This is a genomic window from Desemzia sp. C1 (assembly GCF_020882875.1).
Classification (GTDB): Bacteria; Bacillota; Bacilli; order Lactobacillales; family Carnobacteriaceae; genus Desemzia; species Desemzia incerta.
Genome location: NZ_JAJIZP010000003.1, coordinates 2,263,361 through 2,285,299 on the forward strand (window position 1 = coordinate 2,263,361; position 21,939 = coordinate 2,285,299).

The following is a 21,939-nucleotide window of genomic DNA, read 5'->3' on the forward strand; positions in this document are numbered from 1 at the left end:
GACTGATCGACCTACTTTTCTGATTCCTCAGGATAAGCATTGAATTTATACCCTAATCCCCAAACAGTTACGATATTTTTAGAGGCTTCTTTAGATTGTTTAGCCAATTTTTCTCTTAAACGCTTGATATGGGTATCAACTGTTCTTAAATCCCCAAAGAATTCGTATTTCCACACTTCTCGTAATAACTGTTCTCTACCAAAGATTTGATTTGGAGACTTCATTAAGAATAGCAAGAGGTCGTATTCTTTTGGTGTAAGACTGATGACTGATTTGTCTACAAAAACAGTATGGGAACGGTTATCTACTTCAATATGAGGAGTCGATATAACGTCCGCATCTTCTTCCCCTTTTTTCTCTGTGTGAGTTCGTTTTAGAACTGCACTTACTCTCAGTACAACTTCTCTAGGGCTAAAAGGCTTCACAATATAATCATCTGCTCCGATCTCGAACCCTTGAATACGATTCGTTTCTTCTCCCTTAGCAGTTATCATCAAGATAGGTGTGGTTTTTTCTTCCCTTAACTTTTCTGCTACTTCGATACCATCCATTTTAGGCATCATCAAATCCAATAGAATCAAATCATAATCCTCTTCTAAAGCCATCTTTAATGCTTCTTCTCCATCATTTGCTTCAGAAACAATGTAATCCTCACGTTCAAGGTACATTTTCAATAATCTTCGGATACGGTCTTCGTCATCAACTACAAGTATATTTACTGTTTCGTTCTTCATTATTCATTACACCCTTTCACATCACAAGTGTATACTTTACTGATTTTATTATACAAAACACTTTGTCTTTTAAGCAACTTATCCGCTTTCTTCCCATGTCGTACACACTTTTCCATATTTTCAGATTATTCAGTTTTTATAGCATAAAATTATCATAACATACCTTCGACACAATATGTTCAAAAAAAGCACCCCTTTTTTGAATAAGCTCAAAAAAAAGGTACTATGATATTTTTCTAATCTTTAGCTAACTGCTTTAATTGCTGAATCTCAAAATGTTTTAATTCGCGCCATTCTCCTGAAGCTAACCCAGCAATGGTCAAATTCCCATAAACTTCGCGAGTTAGTTTTTGAACCGGATGTCCAACAGCTTCAAACATTTTCTTTACTTGTCGATTTCTACCCTCATGAAGAGTGATTTGCACAATAGATGTTCCTTTTTCTGCGTTAACAGACAGCAATTTTGTTTTTGCCGGAGCTGTTTTACGGCCTTCAATAACGATTCCTTTTTCTAAAAGACGCAACGTTTTTTTCAAGACAACACCTTTGACTTTAGCCACATATACTTTTTCGATCTCGTGTTTAGGGTGCATCAGCAATTGTGAAAGCTCCCCATCATTGGTTAAGATAAGTGCTCCTGTTGTATCATAATCTAATCTGCCTACAGGATAGATTCTTTGTTCAATTCCCATAAATAGATCCGTGACTACAGGTCTGCCTTTATCATCTGAAACAGCTGTAATCATATTTCTTGGTTTGTTCAGTAAGAAATAAACCGGTTCTTCGCGGTCTATCGGAATATTATCGACCTCGATACGATCATTTGAGTTTACTTGAACGCCTAACTCTGTCACTACTTTACCATTAACCTTAACACGACCTTGAGTAATTAACGTTTCACATTTACGTCTCGAATCTACTCCAGCATGAGCCATGACTTTTTGTAATCTTTCCATACTTATCCACTCCTTATTTATCTGCATCTCGCCAAAGCGAGCACTGTTGTTTCTCAGCCTATTCGTTAGCGCCCAAAGATACGGCGCTCTTATAAACGTTCGAACGGTTTATTTATAGTTGACTTCCCGCTTCATTGAACTGCTCACTAAAGCGTTCAAAAAACAGATCAGTTTCTTTTTCTTCATTTTCCACTCCAAGTTCAGAAATATCAGGTAAATCGCCTAATTCTTTTAAGCCGAAATAATCCATGAAATATTCTGTCGTTCCATAAAGAATTGGTCTTCCAGGTGTTTCCACGCGGCCTTTTTCTTGCACCAATCCTCTTAACACCAATTTTTGGAGGGAGCCGCTGGATTGTACTCCGCGGATCTCATCGATTTCCATTCGAGTGATGGGTTGTTTATAAGCTACGATAGCCAAAGTCTCCAAAGCTGCTTGGGATAAATTAGTTGCATAAGGAGAGGCAGCATATTTTTTGATGACTGCTGAATAGTCCTTTTTGGTCGCCAATTCAAATCGATTCCCTACTTCAAGTAAGGTCAACCCACTGTCTTTAGATTTATACTTTTGCTGCAATTTCATCAATGCAGCATAAACTTCTTGAGTTGTGCTTTCTAACAAAGAAGCTGCTTCTTCTAAAGATAATCCCTCATCACCAGCGACAAAAAGTAACGCTTCAATAGTTGCTTCATCCATGTATACTCTCTCCTACTTTTTCTTCCATTACAGAAAAAAGAACAATTTCATCAAAGGCTTTTTCTTGCTTGATATCGATTTCTTTCTGCTTCATCAATTCTAACAAAGCTAAGAACGTTACGACAACTTCATTTCTATTGACTGTCTCAAATAATTCAGAAAATAATACCGGTGTCTGACGTGATGCAGACTGAATTTTGGTCATAATAGTCTGCATCTTGTCTTCCATCGTGATATCGTCTGACACGATCTTAGTCTGTACCGGTTCTTTCAATTTTTTCTTAGACAACATCTCTTGAAAGGCGAGGACCAAATCGATCACACTGACTTTTTCGGGTTCTAATTCAATGTCTTCTTGGTACTCTTCTAAATTACTAGGATCTTTCGTGAAAAATTGACTTCTTTCTTCTTCTTTATTTTTCAATACACTAGCAGCTTGCTTGTATTGTTTGTATTCCAGTAATTGGTCTATTAAAGCATCTCTAGGATCGATTCCCTCTTCATAAAACTCTTCTATTTCAGTGAGTTCTGGTTTAGGCAGCAGCATGTCGCTCTTAATAGCCATCAACGTGGCTGCCATGACTAAATAGTCTCCAGCAACGTCCAATTCAAGAATTTTCATGGTCTGAATATAGGCAAGGTATTGAGAAGTGATTTCTGCAATAGGAATATCGTAAACATCCACTTCCAAATGCTGAATCAAATGCAATAATAGATCCAGAGGTCCCTCAAAAACATCAATTTTTATATTGATTTCTGACATTGACGGCGTCCTCCTTACAACTGTTCTTTGTTGTTCTTTTCAATTTCCCATTTGGAGACGATTTGCCCAGTCTCCAATGTGCTGATGATTTTTTTATCAGGATATGTTTCTTCTAAAGCATTTAATATATCAAAACTGATTCCTTCATTACGATAGGAAGGATTAATAGCAATATGACGAAGCAACACCATTTCGCCACCAACTTCTACTCCAATTACCCCAATAAAATCATTTGTTTCTTCACTTGTCCATAAATAAAGATGGCGGTTTTCCTCTCGTTCATACCATTCCATTTCGTCATTCAATCGTTGAATGTCTTTTAGATCTGGCACAAATGAAAGAAGACCCATTGTGATTTTTTCGTAACTTTTTTTATAAACGACTAGCATAATTATCCTCCTGTAGACTTAAAATCGTTCGTTAAGCAAGATTTTGAGTCTAACATTCTTATGATCTTACTCAGCATTGATCGATTGATCTAAACGCAGCATATCTGCATAAGTCTCACGCTTAATAGCCAAGAAATCTTTTCCGTTTTCTACAAAAACAACAGGCGGACGCGGAATACGATTGTAATTGCTGGCCATAGCGTATCCATAAGCCCCTGTGCTGAAAATCGCTAGAATATCTTTTGATTCGGCTTTAGGTAATGGAAGATCCCAAATCAGCATATCTCCGGATTCGCAAGCTTTTCCAGCAATCGAATAAGTTTCTTCAGTTGCATCATTCGCTCTGTTAGCTAAAATACCTGTATATTTTGCATCGTATAGAGCCGGGCGAATGTTATCCGCCATTCCACCGTCTACCGCCAAATACTGTCTGACATCCGGTATTTTTTTCTGCGAACCAATTTGATACAACGTGACTCCAGCATCCCCAACTAAACTTCTGCCCGGCTCGATCCAAATCTCCGGCATTGATAGCTGCAGCTCTTTTATGCTGGATTCTACACTTTCAATAATGGCTGTTGTATGCTCTTCAATCGCCAACGGTTCATCTTCGGGGATGTAGCGAATACCAAATCCCCCACCCAAATTCAATACTTTCAATTCAAACCCAAAATCCTCTTGCCATTGTTTAGCTTGTTTTAACAGCGTTTCGATAGCCATTGTAAAACCTTCAGTTTCAAAGATTTGCGAACCGATATGACTATGCAACCCAAGCAACTCAATGTAAGGCATGCCGGCAATCGACTGCAAAGCTTTCTGGGCTTGACCACTGTTCAAATCAAAACCAAATTTTGAATCCACTTGTCCAGTTGAAATGTACTCATGAGTGTGTGCTTCTACACCTGGAGTTACACGAATCAACACGTTGATCATTTGTTCGCGCTCGCGAGATAAACGATCCAGCATCTCCAACTCGTAAAAATTATCCACTACAAAACAACCGATGTGGTAATCTAAAGCAGCTTCTATTTCACTTTCCGATTTGTTGTTTCCATGAAAATGGATCCGTTGACTTGGAAAGCCTGCTTGAATGGCTGTATATAATTCTCCACCTGACACGACATCCAACGAAACATCTTCTTTAGCTAAGATCTGGTACAAAGCTAAACTAGAAAAAGCTTTGCTTGCATAGGCCACTTGAGCTTTTACATTTTTTTGTTTAAAGGTTTTCTTGAATTTATCTGCTTGTTCTTTTACTCGAGCTATATCATAAACGTAAACAGGAGTACCATACTTTTGAACTAAATCTACAGTATCCACTCCGCCGATTTCCAAATGATTTTTAGCATTGATCTTCATTGTTCCTGTCAACATGCGTTCATTCATCTTCATATACTCCCCACTCCATAATATACTTTAGATACTGTATCATAATAAATCATTTTTCACAACGGCATCCTCTATGTAACGCTTATCCTTCCATAATCCAGCAGAAAAATCAGCAAGGTGCCAGACCAGTTGGAGTTTGGTCTAACACCTTGCCCTTTGGGTTATTTTAATGGAGAATTACATTTGAGCTAAGATCATTTTGACAAATGATTTGAATGTTTCTTTTACTCTTGTAGTTGTTTCTACTACTTCTTCGTGGTTCAAGTTCGCTTGCATTCCTGCAGCTAAGTTGGTAATACAAGAAACACCAACGACTTTCATCCCCGCATGGTTCGCTACGATAACTTCCGGAACGGTAGACATTCCTACTGCATCAGCACCAAGAGTCCGCGCCATTCTCACTTCAGCAGGAGTTTCATATGTAGGACCGGAGAATCCCATATAAACGCCTTCTTTTAAGTCCAGACCGCTTTCTTTTGCCACTTTACGAACGATTTCTTGATAACTTTCATCGTATGCATGACTCATATCTGCAAAACGCGGACCCATATTTTCATCGTTTGGTCCATGTAATGGGTTGACGCCCGTAAAGTTGATTTGATCAGTGATCATCATCAAATCTCCTGGTGTGAATTCCGTATTTACACCGCCAGCAGCATTCGTTACCACTACTGAATGGATACCCAATTCTTTCATTACGCGTACTGGGAAAGTTACTTCTTCTAAAGAATAGCCTTCATAATAATGGAATCTGCCTTGCATAGCCAACACTTTTTGTCCGCCTAGTGTACCGTACACCAATTGACCAGCATGTCCTACAACAGTAGACACAGGAAAATGAGGAATCGTTCCGTAAGGGATAGCGATCGGATTTTCTACTTCTTCTCCTAATTCTCCTAATCCTGAACCTAAGATCAACCCAATATCCACTTGTTGAACTCCTTGTTCTTTAATGAAAGCTGCTGCTTGAGTAATGCGTTCTTGTAATAGTTGTGTCATGTTTTCCTCCTGAAATAAGTTTTATGTTAATTGATCTAAAAAACTTTCTCCGAAACCGGTACTTGGAACATCAAAAATGTCTGCGATCGTTGTTCCGATATCTGCAAAGTGACCTTGTTTCAATTCGCCATTCTGTTTCATGGAAGGAGAATAAGCTAACAGCGGCACATATTCACGTGTATGATCTGTACCAGGAGCTGTAGGGTCATTCCCATGGTCTGCAGTAATCAACAGCAGATCGTCTTCTTTTAACTTGCCTAGAATTTCTTCAATTCGTTGGTCAAAATCTTCTATCGCTTCAGCGTATCCTTTTACATCACGACGATGGCCGTATAATGCATCAAAATCTACTAAGTTTAAGAAACTCAATCCATTGAAGTCTTTATCCATGACTTTCAATAGTTGGTCTACGCCATCCATATTGCTTTTTGTACGGACAGATTCAGTCAATCCTTGTCCATTATAGATGTCGTTGATTTTACCAATAGCAATAACGTCTTTTCCAGCCTCTTTCAAAGAGTCTAAAACTGTTTTTCCGAATGGATCAAGAGCGTAATCGTGACGATTAGCTGTTCGAGTAAAGTTGCCTGGTTCTCCTAAGTATGGACGAGCAATGATTCTTCCAATCATATAAGGGTCATCTAAAGTGATTTCTCTTACGTACTCGCAAATGCTGTATAATTCTTCTAATGGAATAATTTCTTCGTGAGCAGCAATCTGTAGTACGGGATCTGCTGATGTATAAACGATCAAATCTCCTGTTTTCATTTGATGTTCTCCATACTCATCGATAATACCTGTACCGCTGGCAGGTTTATTCCCTACGATCTTACGTCCAGTGTGTTGTTCGATTTTTTGGATCAATTCATCTGGAAATCCATCTGGAAAAACTCTAAACGGAGATTGGATATTCAACCCCATAATTTCCCAGTGACCTGTCATTGTATCTTTTCCTACCGAAACTTCTTCCAATTTCGTGTAGTATCCTAAATGATCAGATACGTTGTTTACACCTTTCAAAGAACGGATATTCCCTAATCCTAATTTTTCTAAGTGAGGAATAGTCAATCCTGCCTCTTCAGCAATATGACCTAGCGTATCGCTCCCAACGTCGTTAAATTTTTCCGCATCTGGAGCCTCGCCAATACCCACTGAATCCATAACTATCAAATGTACTCGTTTATAGCCCAAAATTATTCCTCCTTATCATTTTTACTAACACTTTAATTATAGTAGAAAACAGCTAAAATATCGAGGGATTTATTTCCCCTAAGCTCTTGGATGGTAAGTTTTATAAACCTTTGCCATTCGCTGTTTAGTAATATGCGTGTATATCTGAGTAGTCGAAATATCCGAGTGTCCCAACAACTCTTGCACCACCCTCAGATCAGCTCCATTTTCTAATAAATGAGTAGCAAATGAATGCCGCAAAGTATGTGGAGTTACTTCTTTTTCAATACCAGCTTTTTTGACTAAAGCACCCAAGTTTTTCCATATCCCTTGGCGTGTCAGCTTTCTGCCATGGTGATTCAAAAATAGATATGGGCTTCTTTTACTTGGCTTTTCCAGTTTATTTCGGCTGTATTTCAAATAATTCTCAATCCATTTGATAGCTAAATCCCCAATTGGAATGATGCGCTCTTTATCACCTTTTCCAATCGTTTGGATCAAACCTAATGACAAATGCAAATCATCCATCTTCAATTCTGTCAACTCAGTGACCCGCAACCCAGTAGCGTACATGACTTCTAGTATTGCTCTGTCCCTTAATCCGAGTATTTCATTAGTATTCGGTGTTTCAATCAATTTCTCGACTTCCGTCATCGATAATACTTTAGGCAAATGATGTGCTTTTTTAGGCGTATCGATATGCAGCATAGGATCTACGCTTGAACGTTGTTCTTGTTTTAAATATTGATGAAACTTCCTAAGACTTGAGACCATTCGAATAACTGTTGCAGATGATTTCTTCGTTTCTTTCAACTCTTGCATGAATGATAAAATGGTGTAACGATCGATTTTTTCCCAATCCCTCAGCTCATTTTTTTCCAAATAAACTAGGTACTGATTTAAATCTCTTTTGTAACTTTCAATGGTATTATCCGCCAATCCGCGTTCAATTTGCAAGTAGCGAATATACTCTTCTAAATCTTCTTTCATTCAAAACCCGCTCCAATCTATGTCAAACGGCTCTTTAATGGTTCTTTTTCAATAGAGAAATTTACTTATTTTCTTGATTTGGTGATTCTACTAAACGTGTTTCTCCATCCACTTGAACCACTTTACGCTGTTTTAGCAAGTTTCCTAAAGCGCGTTTGAATTGACCTTTACTGATTCCAAAATATGTTTTAATTTCCTCAGGCGAACTTTTATCTGTATAAGGGAAGCTGCCGTTTTTAGAACGTTCTAAAATAGCCAGCAACATCGCTGCATCGTCTGGGATAGCTTCATGTGCTCTAGGTCTTAACGAAATATTTACTGTTCCTTCTTGTCCAATACCAATGACACGACCAGATATCTCTTCCCCTAATCTAGGTTCTATATCTCGTTGCGATGGATGGATAAACCCTAAATGCTGACCATCTGTTAATACATATGTTCCAACAATTTTCAAACGGTAAGCAATACCCTTGATGTCTTTGTTAACAAGATCTTCAGGTGCTTTTTTAGCAATATCTTCAAAGAATTCTTCACTTGCTAATTGTCCCCACATTCTATCCTTTTCGTCCACTCGAATAGTTACCATCAATTGGTCACCTTTTTTAGGCCACAATGATTTCTCAGTTGGCAATTCATCTAAAGAAACAACAATCTCTTTATCTGGCAATCCAATATCAACAAATACTCCTAAATCTCTGCGGACATCGATTACTTTGCTTAAAGCGTAATCACCTACTTGGATTCTTGGAATGTCTTGAGTCATTTTCAGAGATTTGTCTTGACCTATATAAGCGAACCCTTCTACTGCATCGCCAAGTTTATAATCGGTCGTGTCGCTCTTAGGCAATTCATAAGTTACCCCATTTTTTTGAATGAAATACGCTTTTTCATTGATATCTGTCACGATACCTGTAATAACAGTTCCTAGTGATTGATTCATTTTTCTGCACTCCTTTAAATACTTTTTAGTCATTACTTAGTTTACCATAATTTTATTATGTGAAATAGTCTTTTATACGAAGAAAACTCTCAGAAAATAATCTCTGAGAGTTTTCTTTCGATTGAATATACCATTAGATAGCAGCAGTTGCTCCGCGGTAAACAATACCACGACGAGAGTCTACTGTGATCAATTCGTCATCTGCAATAGCGCTAGTAGCATTTTCTGCTCCAACGATTATAGGAATTCCCATAGCAATTCCGATAACTGCAGCATGACTAGTCATACCACCATCTTCAACAATGATAGCCGCAGCTTTTTCGATTGCAGGCAAGTAGTCTTTGTCAGTAGTTTTTGTTACTAAAACGCAACCTTCTACACTTTTCACGTTAGCTTCTTGAGCGTTTGTCGCTACTACAGCTTTTCCAATAACTGACTCGCTGCCGATACCTTGGCCGCTGATCAATTTTGAGCCGATCATTTGAATTTTCATCAAGTTCGTTGTTCCACGTTCTCCAACTGGAACACCAGCAGTAATGATGATCAAGTCGCCTTCTTTAGCATAGCCTTTTTCTTGAGCAATGCCAGTAGCTAAATTGAACATGTCATCTGTAGATTCTGGTTTTTCTGCAACTGTTGGGTATACTCCCCATGATAAAGCTAGACCGCGCATAGTTCTTTCAGAGAAAGTAACAGCTACGATAGTTGATTTAGGACGGTATTTAGAGATCATTCTCGCTGTATGTCCAGATTCAGTTGCAGCCACAATTGTATCAATGTTCAAGTTACGAGCAGTGTGTCCAACAGATTGTCCAATAGCTTCTGTCATATCGCCTTGATCGTAAGCTCTTAACGTGAATGAATCTTGGTTTACTAAAGCTTCTTCAGTACGCATAGCAATACGAGCCATTGTTTGAACAGCTTCTACTGGGTAATCACCAGCAGCTGTTTCACCTGATAACATGATTGCGTCTGTTCCGTCAAAGATAGCATTGGCAACGTCACTTGCTTCTGCACGTGTCGGACGAGGATTGCTTTGCATTGAATCCAACATTTGAGTAGCAGTGATAACCGGTTTACCTAATTTATTACATTTTTTGATTAAGTCTTTTTGAGCGATAGGAACTTCCTCTGTAGGAATTTCTACTCCAAGGTCTCCACGAGCAACCATTAAACCGTCTGAAACTTTTAAGATTTCGTCAATGTTGTCTACGCCTTCTTGGTTTTCGATTTTAGGAATGATTTGAACATGAGTCATGTTTTCTTCTTCTAAGATTTGAGTGATCTCTAAAACGTCAGAAGCACGACGAACAAAACTTGCAGCAATATAGTCAACATCATTTTGTAAACCAAAACGGATGTCAGCAGCATCTTTATCAGTGATTCCTGGAAGGTTAACAGATACTCCCGGAACGTTTACACCTTTTTTGTTTTTCAATGTTCCTGAGTTTTGAACAGTTGTTACGATTTCTTGGTTTTCCATGTCTAGATCAGTTACCAATAAATCAATCAAACCATCATCTAATAAAATGTGAGATCCAGGATGTACGTCATTGATCAATTCTGAGTAAGAAACAGAGAATTTCTCTTTTGTTCCTTCAACTTCATTCATCGCTACACGTACTACATCGCCTGAAGTAAATTGAATTTTACCATCTTTCATGTTGTGAGTACGGATTTCTGGGCCTTTAGTATCTAATAAGATAGCAACCATTTTCCCAGTAATTTTTGAAGCTTCACGGATGTTTTGGATACGAGCACCATGCTCTTCGAAATCACCATGCGAGAAATTTAAACGAGCAACGTTCATTCCTGCGTCGATCATTTTTACTAAAGTTTCCACCGACTCACTTGCCGGTCCAATGGTACATACAATTTTTGTCTTTTTCATTCTTCAAAACTCCTAACATTTTGGTTTAACTTTTATATTTTATACACACAATAATATAATCTCCTTCATAATCTTACCGTAGAAAATGAAGGAAATCCAATTTTTTGAAAAATCTTTAGTTAGAAATTTCTTGATTTAATTTGTATAAAGCTACATTTGGTCTATGTGATCCTTTTTCTAATGTATCAATGATATCAGAAGCAATGATTTCATTGTTCACTATTCCTAGGCACAATCCACCTTTACCTTCTTTCAAGTAATCAACTGCTCTTGCTCCAAATTGACTAGCTAAAACACGGTCTCTAGCAGTTGGTGATCCACCACGTTGTACGTGTCCTAAAACAGTAACGCGTGCGTGATAATCTCCGAATTTGTACAATTCTTCTGCAAATTTATTCCCGTTCATTACACCTTCAGCAAGAACGATAATCGTGTGTTTTTTACCTTTTTCACGGCCTTCAGTAATTTTAGCTGCTACTTCTGCCATATCAAATTCTTTTTCAGGAATGATGATTTGTTCTGCTCCGCCAGAAACACCCGCCCATAAAGCGATGTCCCCTGCATTGCGTCCCATAACTTCCACAATAAATGTACGGACGTGACTTGTAGCTGTATCACGAATTTTATCTAATGAGTCTAATACAGTATTGATGGCTGTATCAAAACCGATACAAAAATCAGTTCCAGGAATATCGTTATCGATTGTTCCAGGAAGTCCGATAGTTGGATAGCCGTGTTTTGTTAACGCTAAAGCTCCTCTGTAAGAGCCGTCTCCTCCGATAACTACTAATCCTTCGATTCCAAATTTCTTCAATTGTTCGATACCTTTCAATTGCCCCTCTTCAGTTGCAAATTCAGGATAACGTGCTGAATAAAGGAAAGTACCCCCTCTTGAAATCATATCTCCTACATCGTTATGGTGTAATTGACGTATATCTCCAGCTACCAATCCAGCATAACCGTAGTTGATACCAAAAACTTCCATTCCTTCGTAAAGAGCTTTTCGAACAACAGCTCTAATAGCCGCGTTCATTCCAGGAGCATCTCCCCCGCTTGTTAAAACAGCGATACGTTTCATATTCCACTTTCACCTCATAAAAAGTTATAGTTGTAAAAATATATACATAAAGATGATTATGAACAAACAATGTGATAATAAGTTACCCATAAATTAGTTCAACAATGACATTCTACCATTTTTAATATAAATTGTCTTATGAATTCTGCTTTTCTTTCAAGATATTTCATAAATTTTAGAGAACTTTAATTTCAATCTATGATTATGTTCCCTTTTCCTAACAATTCTTCAACTGATTTCACCAAATCAGATGATTCATTGACCCAGAATGCTTCTTGGAGCCCTAGTTTTTTATTCGTTCTCATGTAGTACAAAATTACAGGAATAGAGCCTGAGTGTTCTGTAAAGAGTTCTTTCAGTCTATTTAACGTTTCACCGTCCTCATACTGTTGTTCAATTCGGACAAAACATTTTTTGACTTTCTTCTCTTCTTCTATCTCTGCTGCTTCTTTAAGGTGAGAGACTAAAATTTGCAAACCTTGACCTTGTCTGACTTCCGTCTTCCCCTCTACATAAAGAACTTTGTTTTGGACAACACATTGAATGTATTTGCGGTATACTGTCGGGAACAAAGTCAATGAAATATCTCCCGTAGTATCACTAACCGTCATAAAAGCCATTGGTTCGCCTTTTTTAGTAGTGATTTTTTTGACATCTTTTACCTGTCCGACCAATCGGATTTTTTGATTTTCAACAGCATCTTTAACATAAATGCCTTGCTTACTTTTTAAAATGTCTTCGTACTTTTCAGTAGGATGCCCTGATAAGTAGACCCCTAAGTAAGTATTTTCCGCCTCTAATTTTTCTTGAGGAGTCAAATCTGGTGCTTCTTCATATTTTGGCTGCAGTACATCAAATAAGCCGATGTTATTTCCGCTGAATTTCACACTTGTCAAAATACTCTCTAAGGAGTTCAACAACGTTCCTCTACTGTAACGGAATCCATCAAAAGCGCCAACGTAGATCAATGGCAGAATATAATCTTCTTTTACCCATTTGGTATCCATTCTTCTTAAAAAATCAATGAAGTCTTTATAGACGCCATTTGCTTTTCGATTTTGGATAATTTCAGCTACATAGTCTCTTCTCAATCCTTTTATAGAACTAAGACCAAATAAAATACCTGCATCTTTTTTCGTAAAACGTCCGTAACTGGCATTAATATCTGGATGATAGACATCGATTTTCTTTTTCTTAGCTTCTAGTAGATATTCTTTTACCTTATTTGAGTTATGCAAAGCTGAATTCAACAAGGCAATATAAAAGGCTTGCGGATAATGGACCTTGATGTAAGCCATTTGGTAGCCGATAAAAGAATAAGCAATGGAATGAGATCGGTTGAACCCGTAATTGGCAAAACGTTCGATATAGTCATAAACTTGTCTTGCATCCTGCTCTGGGTATCCTTTGTCTGCAGCACCAGCTGTAAAATGAACTCTTTCCGCATCAATCAATTCTTTTTTCTTTTTCCCAATGGCTCTTCTAAGAATATCTGCTTGTCCTAAAGAGTACCCCGCCATTTTAGACGCCACTTGCATGACTTGTTCTTGATACACCATGACACCATATGTGACGTTTAGGATATCTTTTAAGCTTTCATGTGGATATTCCATGGCCAATTCGCCTTTTTTCCGTTTGATGAACACATCGATCTGTTCCATGGGACCCGGTCGATATAAAGCATTGACGGCCGCAATGTCTTCTAAGGATTCTGGATGCAGCTTGCGCAAAACGTTCTTTATACCGTTGGATTCAAACTGAAAGATTCCTACTGTGTCTGCTTTTTGGAACAGTTCTAAGGTTTCTTTATCATCCATTGGAATGTCTTGCAATCGAATCTGCTTTCCGGTGTCGTACTCAACTGTTTTTAACGCATCTCCCAAAATCGTTAAATTCTTCAATCCCAAAAAGTCCATTTTCAACAGTCCGATTTCTTCAACATTTCCCATAGCATATTGGGTCAATGCAATAGAACTGCTCCCGGATTGAAGAGGAATGATGCTGCTCAGTTTTTGGTCACTGATCACGACTCCTGCTGCGTGGGTGGAAGCATGTCTTGGCAAACCTTCAATATTTTTGGCTGTTTTGAAAATCAACTGGTTTCGTTCCGACTGTTTGACCAATTGTTGCAATGCCGAAGATTTTTTGTACGCCTCTTCTAAAGTAATTCCTAATTGATTCGGAATCGCTTTTGACCACTCATTGGATTCGTCTTGTTTCAGCCCAAAAACGCGAGCTGTATCTCGTAAAGCCATTTTGGCAGCAAGCGTTCCAAAGGTAATAATCTGGGCAACGTGGTCTTTACCGTATTTCTCTTTTACGTATTGCAATAATTCTTCTCTTCGATTATCTGGGAAATCTAAATCGATATCCGGCATATTATATCGCTCTTCATTTAAGAAGCGTTCAAACAGCAGATTGTATTCAATAGGGTCCACGTCTGTTATTTCTAGAACGTAAGACACTAAAGAACCTGCTGCAGATCCTCGCCCAGCACCTGTAACGATTTTTGCGCGATGAGCATAAGCCATAACATCCCATACGATTAAAAAGTAATCTTCAAATCCCATTTTCTGGATCACAGTCAATTCATGCTCCAATCTCTTGAAGTATCTTGCATCCGCTTCTGGAACTCTTTTCTTTAATCCATCTAAACACAATTGTTTTAAAAAATCTGAAGTTGTATCCGTTGTTTGGATAGGGTATTTTGGCAACAACCTTTGTTGTAAAAGAATTTCTATCTTGATACGATCCGCAATGTTTCTTGTCTGTTGAACAGCTTCCGAAAGTCCAGCATCCACAAACTGCTTTTCTACTTGAACGGGATCACCAAGATGACGGGTGCCAGTCAAGACCTTTTGATGTTCCTCTAATTGTTCTCCTTTATCAATGGCTTTCAATACTTTTAAGCTGAAGGCATCTTCTTCGTTTAAATACTGTACATCAGTCAAAGCTGCTGTCTTTAGGTCATTTTCTTTGGCTGTCTGTAAAAGCGCATCTTTTATCGGCATCAACTCTTCGTGCAGCTGAATTCCAAGATAAAAGTGTTCTGGAGAGAATAACCTTTTGTAAGCAGCAATTATTTTTTCAGCTTCTTCTATTTTACCCGCTAATAAGTACTGCTCGATTTCACCCGTTATCCCAGGTGTCAAAGCAATCAAACCTTCTGAGTAAGGTGCTAGATCATTAGGAGAAAATAAAGTTTCAGGCTCTATCATCTTTTTAGTAGACAAAGCCACTAAGTGTTTGTATCCTTGGTTCGTTTCAGCCAGCAAAACTAAAGGAAATGAGTGTTCTGTCTCTATGATGCCTTGCATATCCAAGGTTAATCCTATGATCGGTTTCAATTGATGTTTCAAACATAGTTTGTAGAAGTCGACAGCACCATACAGGACATTATGGTCAGTCAAAGCTAAGGATTGATACCCTCTTTTTTTAGCGGCTCCTACTAATCCTTCTACCGATAAAGTACTTTGAAGCAAGGAATAGGCACTTTTAACTTGTAATGGTACAAAAGACACTTTCCAGTCCTCCTTTTCATCAATTTGATGAAGGTATTTATTTTTTACTCTATCCTATTTCTTACCATGTTCCAACTAAGAAAAGGATTCTCAGCACAATTTCATACTCTCTTATTATACTCTGAATAGGAGACAAACAGCAAATTCTGTCTCATTTATCGGCTTTTTCTTTCATTCTGAAAAAAAAGTGGTAAAATGAGTGTGATAGAAAGAAGGTGTTGGTACCATGAAGTATATTGCAACCTTATTTTGGGGATTCTGTTTAGGACAAGTCGTTAACTATATCGGTGGTTCGTTGACCGGCGGAAGTTTTTCTTTTACGACGGCTACAGTAATTGGTCTGCTAAGTGGCGTTCTAGTCATCTTGCTCTCTAATGCCGTTCCTAAACCAAGTCAAGACGGACATCAATCATAAACAACCGTATAAAGACAAAAAAGCCGGAATATCATCCGGCTTTTTTTTATTCTTCTTTAGTCGCTACTTCAATAGTCAACTGATCTGCAATGACCGTTAGAACGGCTTTTAGACCTGGGTATATTTTCCCTTCAATAATTAGTCTTGCAATCGGGGTTTCGACTTCTTTTGTAAGATAACGTTGCAGCGGCCGAGCTCCATAAGCTGGATCATAGGCCTTATCCGCAATCCAAGACTGAGCCTCTTCCGTAATCTCCAATCCAATTTCTTGTTGCTCTAATCGTTTTTCCAAATCTTTGGTCATCTTCAAAACGATTTTCTTCACTACGTTAAAGTTTAAAGGAGCGAACAAGATCGTATCATCTATCCGGTTTAAAAACTCCGGTTTGAAATTGGCTCTTAATAAGCCGAAGACTTGATCTTTTGTTTGTTGCGAAATCTCTCCCTCTTCACTGGTTCCGTCAAGCAATAGATTTGATCCAATATTACTGGTCATGATCAATACAGTATTCTTGAAATCTACGACGCGTCCTTTAGAATCAGTCAATCGACCATCATCTAACACTTGCAATAAAATATTGAACACATCGGGATGAGCTTTTTCTATTTCATCCAATAAAATAATCGTATAAGGGCTTCTTCTGACCGCTTCTGTCAATTGACCGCCCTCATCATAACCTACATAACCAGGAGGCGCTCCTACTAATCTGGAGACAGTATGTTTTTCCATGTATTCACTCATATCGATCCGAACCATATGATCTTGGGAATCAAATAGATTTTCAGCCAACGTTTTGGCTAATTCTGTTTTCCCTACACCAGTTGGTCCTAAAAACATAAAAGAGCCTAAAGGTTTATTCGGATTCTGAATACCTGCACGCGCTCGGATCACTGCGTCTGTCACGCTATCGACTGCCTCGTCTTGTCCGATTACCCTAGCTTTCATGTTGTCAGCCAATTGCAGCAGTTTTTCTCTTTCCCCTTTGACCAATCGGTTCACTGGAATCCCAGTTTGTCTTCCAACGACCAAAGCAATTTCTTCTTCCGTAACGGACTCTTGCACTAATCGAACGACATCGGCATTAGCTTTTGTTTGACTCACTTCTAATTCAGCTAATTCTTTTTCTAAAGCCGGTATTTCTCCATGGCGCAAAACAGCCGCTCTTTCTAAATCATATTGATTCTCAGCTTCGTCTAATTCATGACGCAATCGATCAAGCTGTTCTCTTTTATCTCTCAACTGAGACACTTGATTTTTTTCGGAATCCCATTTCAATTGCACTTGATGCGCTTCTTCTTTCAAATCTGCCAACTCTTCTTGAATCAGTTCCAAACGACGGCGGCTTCCTTCATCTTCTTCTTTTTTCAATGCGGCTTCTTCTATTTCCAGCTGCATCAAACGTCTTCTGACTTGGTCCAATTCTGTAGGCATGGAATTCATTTCTACACGGATGGTGGCACAAGCCTCATCCACCAAATCAATGGCTTTATCCGGTAAAAAACGATCCGTGATGTAGCGATTAGACAATGTAGTAGCAGCTACTAAGGCATTGTCATGGATATTTACACTATGGTAAATTTCAAAACGCTCTTTCAATCCTCTTAAAATACTGATCGTATCTTCAACGGTCGGCTCATTGACCAACACTTTTTGGAAACGACGTTCTAAAGCTTTGTCTGTTTCCATATATTTGCGGTATTCATCTAGAGTAGTAGCGCCGATACAGTGCAATTCTCCACGTGCCAACATCGGTTTCAAAAGGTTACCTGCATCCATGCTTCCTTCTGTTTTACCTGCTCCAACGATCGTATGGATTTCATCAATGAACAAAATGATTTGTCCATCGCTTTTCTTCACTTCTTTTAGCACTGCTTTTAATCGTTCTTCAAATTCTCCTCTATATTTCGCCCCAGCGATCAACGCTCCCATATCTAATGAAAAAATCGTCTTATCTTTCAGATTTTCAGGAACATCTTTTCGTACGATTCGTTGAGCTAAGCCTTCTACAATAGCTGTTTTACCTACTCCCGGCTCTCCGATCAATACAGGGTTATTCTTTGTTTTACGAGACAATATTCGAATGACATTTCGTATTTCTTCGTCTCTTCCGATAATAGGGTCCTGTTTCCCGCTCTTAACAGCTTCAACCAGATCTATTCCATATTTGCTTAATGCTTCATAATTCTCTTCTTGATTTTGTGATGTCACTCGCTCTCCTCCTCTTAATTCCATGATTTTCTCGCGCAATCTTTTTTCCGTTAGTCCTTGCGCCAGCAAGTACTTTGTCAAAACATGATTTTTCAGTTTCATCAATGCTAATAGAATGACTTCAGTGGATACATACTCATCTTGAAAAGATTCACTGATTTTACCTGCTTCTGTCAACAACCGATAAAGATTTTGGCTCATCGTTTGACCATACTGCACATTATTTCCTTCTACGATCGGCAATTTATCCAACTCTTGATCAATATTGAATTCAAATTGAGCTGTGTCTACGTCTACTTGTTCATAAACATTCTTAGCAAAATGGCTAGGCGTTAAAAATATTTTCCATAGATGCACAATATCGATTTCTTGGTGTTGTCTCGTGACTGCAACTTGTTGAGCTTCACCTAAAGCTTGTTGCATCGTGCTGGTTAATTTATCCATTTCCATAAGCTCACCACTTTCTTTCTATCGAATTTACTGATTTTATTTTACTCTATTGGTCAAAAATGGTCAAATATTTTCCAACAAACAAATTATTTTTCAATTTTGTCTTGTATCTATATACTGAAGATAAGATTTAATTTTCAGCTTAACCATATAGAAAGGGTGTTTACATGAAAGCAATCGTTATTAATCAATATGGAGGATCAGATCAACTTGTAGAAAAAGAGCTGCCTACTCCAGAACTAGCAGACGATCAAGTTTTAGTCGAATTGAAAGCTACCTCAATCAATCCAATCGATTGGAAAATGAGAGCCGGTTATTTAAAAGAAATGGTGCCTTATGATTTTCCCATTATCTTAGGTTGGGATGCAGCAGGCATCATCAAGAAAGTAGGAACAAGTGTGACCTCTTTTTCTGTAGGAGACAAAGTATTGGCTCGCCCTGCTACCACACCTAGAGGAACTTATGCGGAATATACGGCTATCGAAGAAAACCTAGTTAGTAAAATGCCCGACAATATTTCTTTCGATGAAGCAGCGGCTATTCCTCTAACTGGCCAAACTGCCTGGGTGGCGCTGGTGGAAATCGGAAAAATCAAAGAAGGCGATCGCGTATTGATCCATGGAGGTTCTGGCGGTGTAGGTCATTTAGCGATCCAAATCGCTAAATACTTCGGAGCTTACGTAGCAGCAACTGCCAGCGGAAAAAATGAAGAACTTGTCAAATCTCTTGGTGCAGATCAGTTCATCAACTACCAAGAAGAAGATTTCGAACAAATTCTATCTGATTTTGATTTCGTGTTGGATACCCAAGGTGGAGAAATCCAAGAAAAAAGTTACAACATTCTCAAAAAAGGCGGCACATTAGTTTCCATCGTTGCTCCTCCAGATGAAGAAAAAGCAGCTGAAAAAGGCGTTTTAACTGGCTACTTCTTCTTGGAGCCGACCGGCGAACGTATGAAGGCGCTAGCAAAATTGATTGAAGAAGATCACTTAAAACCGATTGTTGGGAAAACTTTCCCTTTTACTCAAGAAGGCTTACGTGAGGCGCATGATGTAAGTGAAAACGAGTCTATTCCAGGTAAAGTTGTCATTCATATAGATTAAATTTTCATCAAAAAAGAGGCCATAAGGTGGCGACCCCCAAAAGTTTAGATTTTAGTCTAACTTTTGGGGGTCAGTGCCTAATCGGGCCTCTTTTTTGATCTAACCATTATTAACAGGATTTTATTTTTTTCTACTTAGTTTTTCTTTTATCTGATGCCTAATGCAATTCTAGCGTATCGAGACATTTTAGAGGTATCCCACGCTGGATACCAAACTAACTTCACTTCACTCGTTTGGACTTCTGGCACACTTTTGAGAGCTTTCATGATCTCTTCTGTAATAACATCTGCTAATGGACATCCCATTGTTGTCAGCGTCATTTTAACCACACAATGCCCCTCTTCCAGCAATTCTACACCGTAAACCAACCCTAAATTAACAATGTCGATCCCCAATTCTGGATCGATCACTTGCTCTAATGCAGCCATAATACGTTGACTGATTTCTGCTTGTTCTTGTTCCGTCCAAGAAGATACGTTTTCAGACATAAGACATGATCCTTTCCACTAACTATTTGTTTTATTTGATGTGCATCTTACAGATTTTTCTTAAAAAATTCAGCCATTTCTACAGATATTGCATAAGGGACTTTATGAATCCCGCCGATAGTCGTTTCAAATTGGATGTTTTGGGCGTAAGACTTATCCTGAACCGCTTGAATAAATTTTTTCGTTAATGAATAAGGGACTAACTCATCATTTGTTCCATGCCAGACATAGATAGGACGTCCGTTGATTTTTTCCGGATGCAGGTCTAACGAAATATTTTTCAACGGTTCCATCGCATCATTGACTTCCTGCTCTGTCAATTGAATATCTAACCCCTCTGCCCATGGAGCATTTAAAAGCCATTTCGAAAAAGCAATTGGTGAAGGAGTTCCCATTAATACACTCGCTGCTTTGATCCAAGGAAATTGTGTCAACATCGCATTTGTCGTAATGCCTCCCATAGAAAGTCCAGCTACCCCTATTTTTTCTGGGTCTGTTAGTCCTTTTTCAACATAATAGTCTTTCAAAATGGTGATCTCGCTCAAATTATGTAATACGACATCCCAAAATTCCATATTTCCAGGAGATGAGGCGCTGATTTTTCGTTCTCCATGTAAATAAGATTCCGGCAACAACGCGCGAAATCCTTGTTTAGCCAACTCGTAGCCATTGACCATGGAACTTTCTTTCGAACTTGTCCATCCGTGATAAAAAAATACGGTCGGCAACTTCTTGGAAAAATGTTCCTCTGAAACTATTTCTAATAAAGGCAAACCCTTAACGGTTACATTTTTAATGGAAATCAACTTGACACCTCTTAATAATTATTTTTTTCTCAGTGATTTTATGGTAGTGTATGTTTAACTACTTTTTTTTATAGTTTAGCATAAAAACGTTGGGGGATACAGATACAGATGAATAGAAAGCTAATCGCTCTTGACTTAGATGGAACTACCTTAAATAACCAGTCTCAAATCTCTCAAAAAACGAGTGAAGTCTTGACTCGTTTGAAAAAAGAAGGACACATCGTCTCGATCGCTACCGGGAGACCTTACCGGAGCAGTCGCCAATATTACGCAGAATTACAATTGGATACTCCGATCGTAAACTTTAATGGTGCATTGTGCCATAGGCCTACCGAATTAGCATGGGAGTCTCAGTACCATAAGACCCTCAACAGAGAAATTGCTATCGATATGCTGTCTTTGCGTAAAGATATGGATATTCAACTTATAGCAGCTGAGCTTCGCGACTCTGTTTATGTTGATGATGATTTTGTTCCTTACGAAGATTTCTTCGCTACTGGTAAAAACATGTCTTTCAAACTATCAGAAGATACATTGAAAGAAGAACCAACAGCTATCAGTGTATTCACAGGGAAAGAAAACCAACAAGCTATCACTGACAAAATCATCCACCGCTACGGGGATGCTGTGGAAGTGAGAACTTGGGGCGGACTGACACCTTGTTTAGAAGTTGTTGCTGCCGGAGTACAAAAAGCTATGGGTGTAGAACGTATTGCACAAGTCTACGGAGTGCAACAAAAAGATATTTTAGCTTTTGGGGACGAAAATAACGACTATGAAATGATTCAATACGCTGGTCATGGTGTAGTGATGAATAATGGGATCGATGAATTAAAGGCGATTGCTGATGATGTGACAGATTTTTCTAATCATGAAGATGGTCTGGCACTTTACTTGGAGAAATATTTCCGCTTAATCTAAAAAAGAATTGGATCTGATCAGATCCAATTC

General features: G+C 38.5%; 19 protein-coding genes. 3 read left to right on the top strand and 16 right to left on the bottom strand.

Going from position 1 to position 21,939, the window contains the following annotated elements; genetic code table 11:
* Positions 1 to 11: 11 nt before the first annotated feature.
* The 13 genes from LMF32_RS11390 to dnaE form a co-directional block, all read right to left on the bottom strand.
* Complete coding sequence (locus LMF32_RS11390) at positions 12 to 734, bottom strand: response regulator transcription factor (RefSeq protein ID WP_230524828.1); 723 nt, start codon at positions 732 to 734, stop codon at positions 12 to 14.
* Between the two features lie 236 nt (positions 735 to 970).
* Positions 971 to 1,690, bottom strand: a complete 720-nt coding sequence (locus tag LMF32_RS11395; RefSeq protein WP_092480119.1) for a pseudouridine synthase — start codon at positions 1,688 to 1,690, stop codon at positions 971 to 973.
* A gap of 112 nt (positions 1,691 to 1,802) precedes the next feature.
* A complete protein-coding gene (scpB, locus tag LMF32_RS11400) occupies positions 1,803 to 2,387 on the bottom strand; it encodes an SMC-Scp complex subunit ScpB (RefSeq protein ID WP_230524829.1) in 585 nt (194 codons plus the stop codon).
* Complete coding sequence (locus LMF32_RS11405) at positions 2,380 to 3,150, bottom strand: segregation/condensation protein A (RefSeq protein ID WP_230524830.1); 771 nt, start codon at positions 3,148 to 3,150, stop codon at positions 2,380 to 2,382. Before LMF32_RS11405 ends, scpB begins: the two co-directional genes overlap by 8 nt.
* A 14-nt stretch (positions 3,151 to 3,164) precedes the next feature.
* The gene (locus LMF32_RS11410) at positions 3,165 to 3,539 is read right to left on the bottom strand and encodes a GNAT family N-acetyltransferase (protein ID WP_092480122.1); all 375 of its coding nucleotides are present in this window, start codon (positions 3,537 to 3,539) and stop codon (positions 3,165 to 3,167) included.
* Positions 3,540 to 3,605: 66 nt separating this feature from the next.
* Positions 3,606 to 4,925 (bottom strand): diaminopimelate decarboxylase, encoded by a 1,320-nt coding sequence (lysA, locus tag LMF32_RS11415; RefSeq protein WP_230524831.1) that lies wholly within the window; start codon positions 4,923 to 4,925, stop codon positions 3,606 to 3,608.
* A 180-nt stretch (positions 4,926 to 5,105) separates the two neighbouring features.
* Positions 5,106 to 5,927 (bottom strand): purine-nucleoside phosphorylase, encoded by an 822-nt coding sequence (locus LMF32_RS11420; protein ID WP_092480123.1) that lies wholly within the window; start codon positions 5,925 to 5,927, stop codon positions 5,106 to 5,108.
* 21 nt (positions 5,928 to 5,948) lie between these two features.
* Positions 5,949 to 7,118 carry a phosphopentomutase gene (deoB, locus tag LMF32_RS11425; protein ID WP_278046297.1) on the bottom strand — a complete coding sequence of 390 codons (1,170 nt, stop codon included), beginning with the start codon at positions 7,116 to 7,118 and terminating at the stop codon, positions 5,949 to 5,951.
* 78 nt (positions 7,119 to 7,196) lie between these two features.
* Entirely contained in the window at positions 7,197 to 8,087 is an 891-nt protein-coding gene (gene xerD / locus LMF32_RS11430) for a site-specific tyrosine recombinase XerD (RefSeq protein ID WP_092480125.1), read from the bottom strand.
* 61 nt (positions 8,088 to 8,148) lie between these two features.
* Positions 8,149 to 9,027 carry a S1-like domain-containing RNA-binding protein gene (locus LMF32_RS11435; protein WP_092480126.1) on the bottom strand — a complete coding sequence of 293 codons (879 nt, stop codon included), beginning with the start codon at positions 9,025 to 9,027 and terminating at the stop codon, positions 8,149 to 8,151.
* Between the two features lie 133 nt (positions 9,028 to 9,160).
* Complete coding sequence (pyk, locus tag LMF32_RS11440; protein WP_230524832.1) at positions 9,161 to 10,918, bottom strand: pyruvate kinase; 1,758 nt, start codon at positions 10,916 to 10,918, stop codon at positions 9,161 to 9,163.
* A gap of 115 nt (positions 10,919 to 11,033) precedes the next feature.
* Complete coding sequence (gene pfkA, locus LMF32_RS11445; RefSeq protein ID WP_230524833.1) at positions 11,034 to 11,996, bottom strand: 6-phosphofructokinase; 963 nt, start codon at positions 11,994 to 11,996, stop codon at positions 11,034 to 11,036.
* A gap of 191 nt (positions 11,997 to 12,187) precedes the next feature.
* Positions 12,188 to 15,517, bottom strand: a complete 3,330-nt coding sequence (gene dnaE, locus LMF32_RS11450; RefSeq protein WP_230524834.1) for a DNA polymerase III subunit alpha — start codon at positions 15,515 to 15,517, stop codon at positions 12,188 to 12,190.
* A 226-nt stretch (positions 15,518 to 15,743) separates the two neighbouring features.
* Here dnaE and LMF32_RS11455 point away from each other — a divergent pair, with 226 nt between their 5' ends.
* A complete protein-coding gene (locus tag LMF32_RS11455; protein WP_092480130.1) occupies positions 15,744 to 15,932 on the top strand; it encodes a YjzD family protein in 189 nt (62 codons plus the stop codon).
* 46 nt (positions 15,933 to 15,978) lie between these two features.
* Here LMF32_RS11455 and clpB read toward each other — a convergent pair whose 3' ends face one another.
* Positions 15,979 to 18,591, bottom strand: coding sequence for an ATP-dependent chaperone ClpB (clpB, locus tag LMF32_RS11460; RefSeq protein WP_230524835.1), 2,613 nt, complete (start codon positions 18,589 to 18,591; stop codon positions 15,979 to 15,981).
* A gap of 167 nt (positions 18,592 to 18,758) precedes the next feature.
* Here clpB and LMF32_RS11465 point away from each other — a divergent pair, with 167 nt between their 5' ends.
* On the top strand, positions 18,759 to 19,694 hold the full coding sequence (locus LMF32_RS11465) for an NADP-dependent oxidoreductase (RefSeq protein ID WP_188204216.1): 936 nt from the start codon (positions 18,759 to 18,761) through the stop codon (positions 19,692 to 19,694).
* Between the two features lie 146 nt (positions 19,695 to 19,840).
* Here the strand turns inward: LMF32_RS11465 and LMF32_RS11470 are convergent, their stop codons facing one another.
* On the bottom strand, positions 19,841 to 20,182 hold the full coding sequence (locus LMF32_RS11470; RefSeq protein ID WP_092480133.1) for a metal-sulfur cluster assembly factor: 342 nt from the start codon (positions 20,180 to 20,182) through the stop codon (positions 19,841 to 19,843).
* A gap of 47 nt (positions 20,183 to 20,229) precedes the next feature.
* A complete protein-coding gene (locus tag LMF32_RS11475) occupies positions 20,230 to 20,988 on the bottom strand; it encodes a prolyl oligopeptidase family serine peptidase (protein ID WP_092480134.1) in 759 nt (252 codons plus the stop codon).
* A gap of 108 nt (positions 20,989 to 21,096) precedes the next feature.
* Here LMF32_RS11475 and LMF32_RS11480 point away from each other — a divergent pair, with 108 nt between their 5' ends.
* Positions 21,097 to 21,909 carry a Cof-type HAD-IIB family hydrolase gene (locus LMF32_RS11480; RefSeq protein WP_230524836.1) on the top strand — a complete coding sequence of 271 codons (813 nt, stop codon included), beginning with the start codon at positions 21,097 to 21,099 and terminating at the stop codon, positions 21,907 to 21,909.
* The last annotated feature ends 30 nt before the right edge of the window (positions 21,910 to 21,939 follow it).

Bases quoted from the DNA above. Each gene is read 5' to 3' on its own strand.
- LMF32_RS11420 (WP_092480123.1), bottom strand. From the start codon at position 5,927: ATGACACAACTATTACAAGAACGCATTACTCAAGCAGCAGCTTTCATT.
- LMF32_RS11455 (WP_092480130.1), top strand. From the start codon at position 15,744: ATGAAGTATATTGCAACCTTATTTTGGGGATTCTGTTTAGGACAAGTC.
- pyk (WP_230524832.1), bottom strand. From the start codon at position 10,918: ATGAAAAAGACAAAAATTGTATGTACCATTGGACCGGCAAGTGAGTCG.
- LMF32_RS11405 (WP_230524830.1), bottom strand. From the start codon at position 3,150: ATGTCAGAAATCAATATAAAAATTGATGTTTTTGAGGGACCTCTGGAT.
- LMF32_RS11410 (WP_092480122.1), bottom strand. From the start codon at position 3,539: ATGCTAGTCGTTTATAAAAAAAGTTACGAAAAAATCACAATGGGTCTT.
- pfkA (WP_230524833.1), bottom strand. From the start codon at position 11,996: ATGAAACGTATCGCTGTTTTAACAAGCGGGGGAGATGCTCCTGGAATG.
- LMF32_RS11435 (WP_092480126.1), bottom strand. From the start codon at position 9,027: ATGAATCAATCACTAGGAACTGTTATTACAGGTATCGTGACAGATATC.
- LMF32_RS11480 (WP_230524836.1), top strand. From the start codon at position 21,097: ATGAATAGAAAGCTAATCGCTCTTGACTTAGATGGAACTACCTTAAAT.
- LMF32_RS11470 (WP_092480133.1), bottom strand. From the start codon at position 20,182: ATGTCTGAAAACGTATCTTCTTGGACGGAACAAGAACAAGCAGAAATC.
- xerD (WP_092480125.1), bottom strand. From the start codon at position 8,087: ATGAAAGAAGATTTAGAAGAGTATATTCGCTACTTGCAAATTGAACGC.
- LMF32_RS11395 (WP_092480119.1), bottom strand. From the start codon at position 1,690: ATGGAAAGATTACAAAAAGTCATGGCTCATGCTGGAGTAGATTCGAGA.
- LMF32_RS11390 (WP_230524828.1), bottom strand. From the start codon at position 734: ATGAAGAACGAAACAGTAAATATACTTGTAGTTGATGACGAAGACCGT.
- lysA (WP_230524831.1), bottom strand. From the start codon at position 4,925: ATGAATGAACGCATGTTGACAGGAACAATGAAGATCAATGCTAAAAAT.
- scpB (WP_230524829.1), bottom strand. From the start codon at position 2,387: ATGGATGAAGCAACTATTGAAGCGTTACTTTTTGTCGCTGGTGATGAG.
- clpB (WP_230524835.1), bottom strand. From the start codon at position 18,591: ATGGAAATGGATAAATTAACCAGCACGATGCAACAAGCTTTAGGTGAA.
- LMF32_RS11465 (WP_188204216.1), top strand. From the start codon at position 18,759: ATGAAAGCAATCGTTATTAATCAATATGGAGGATCAGATCAACTTGTA.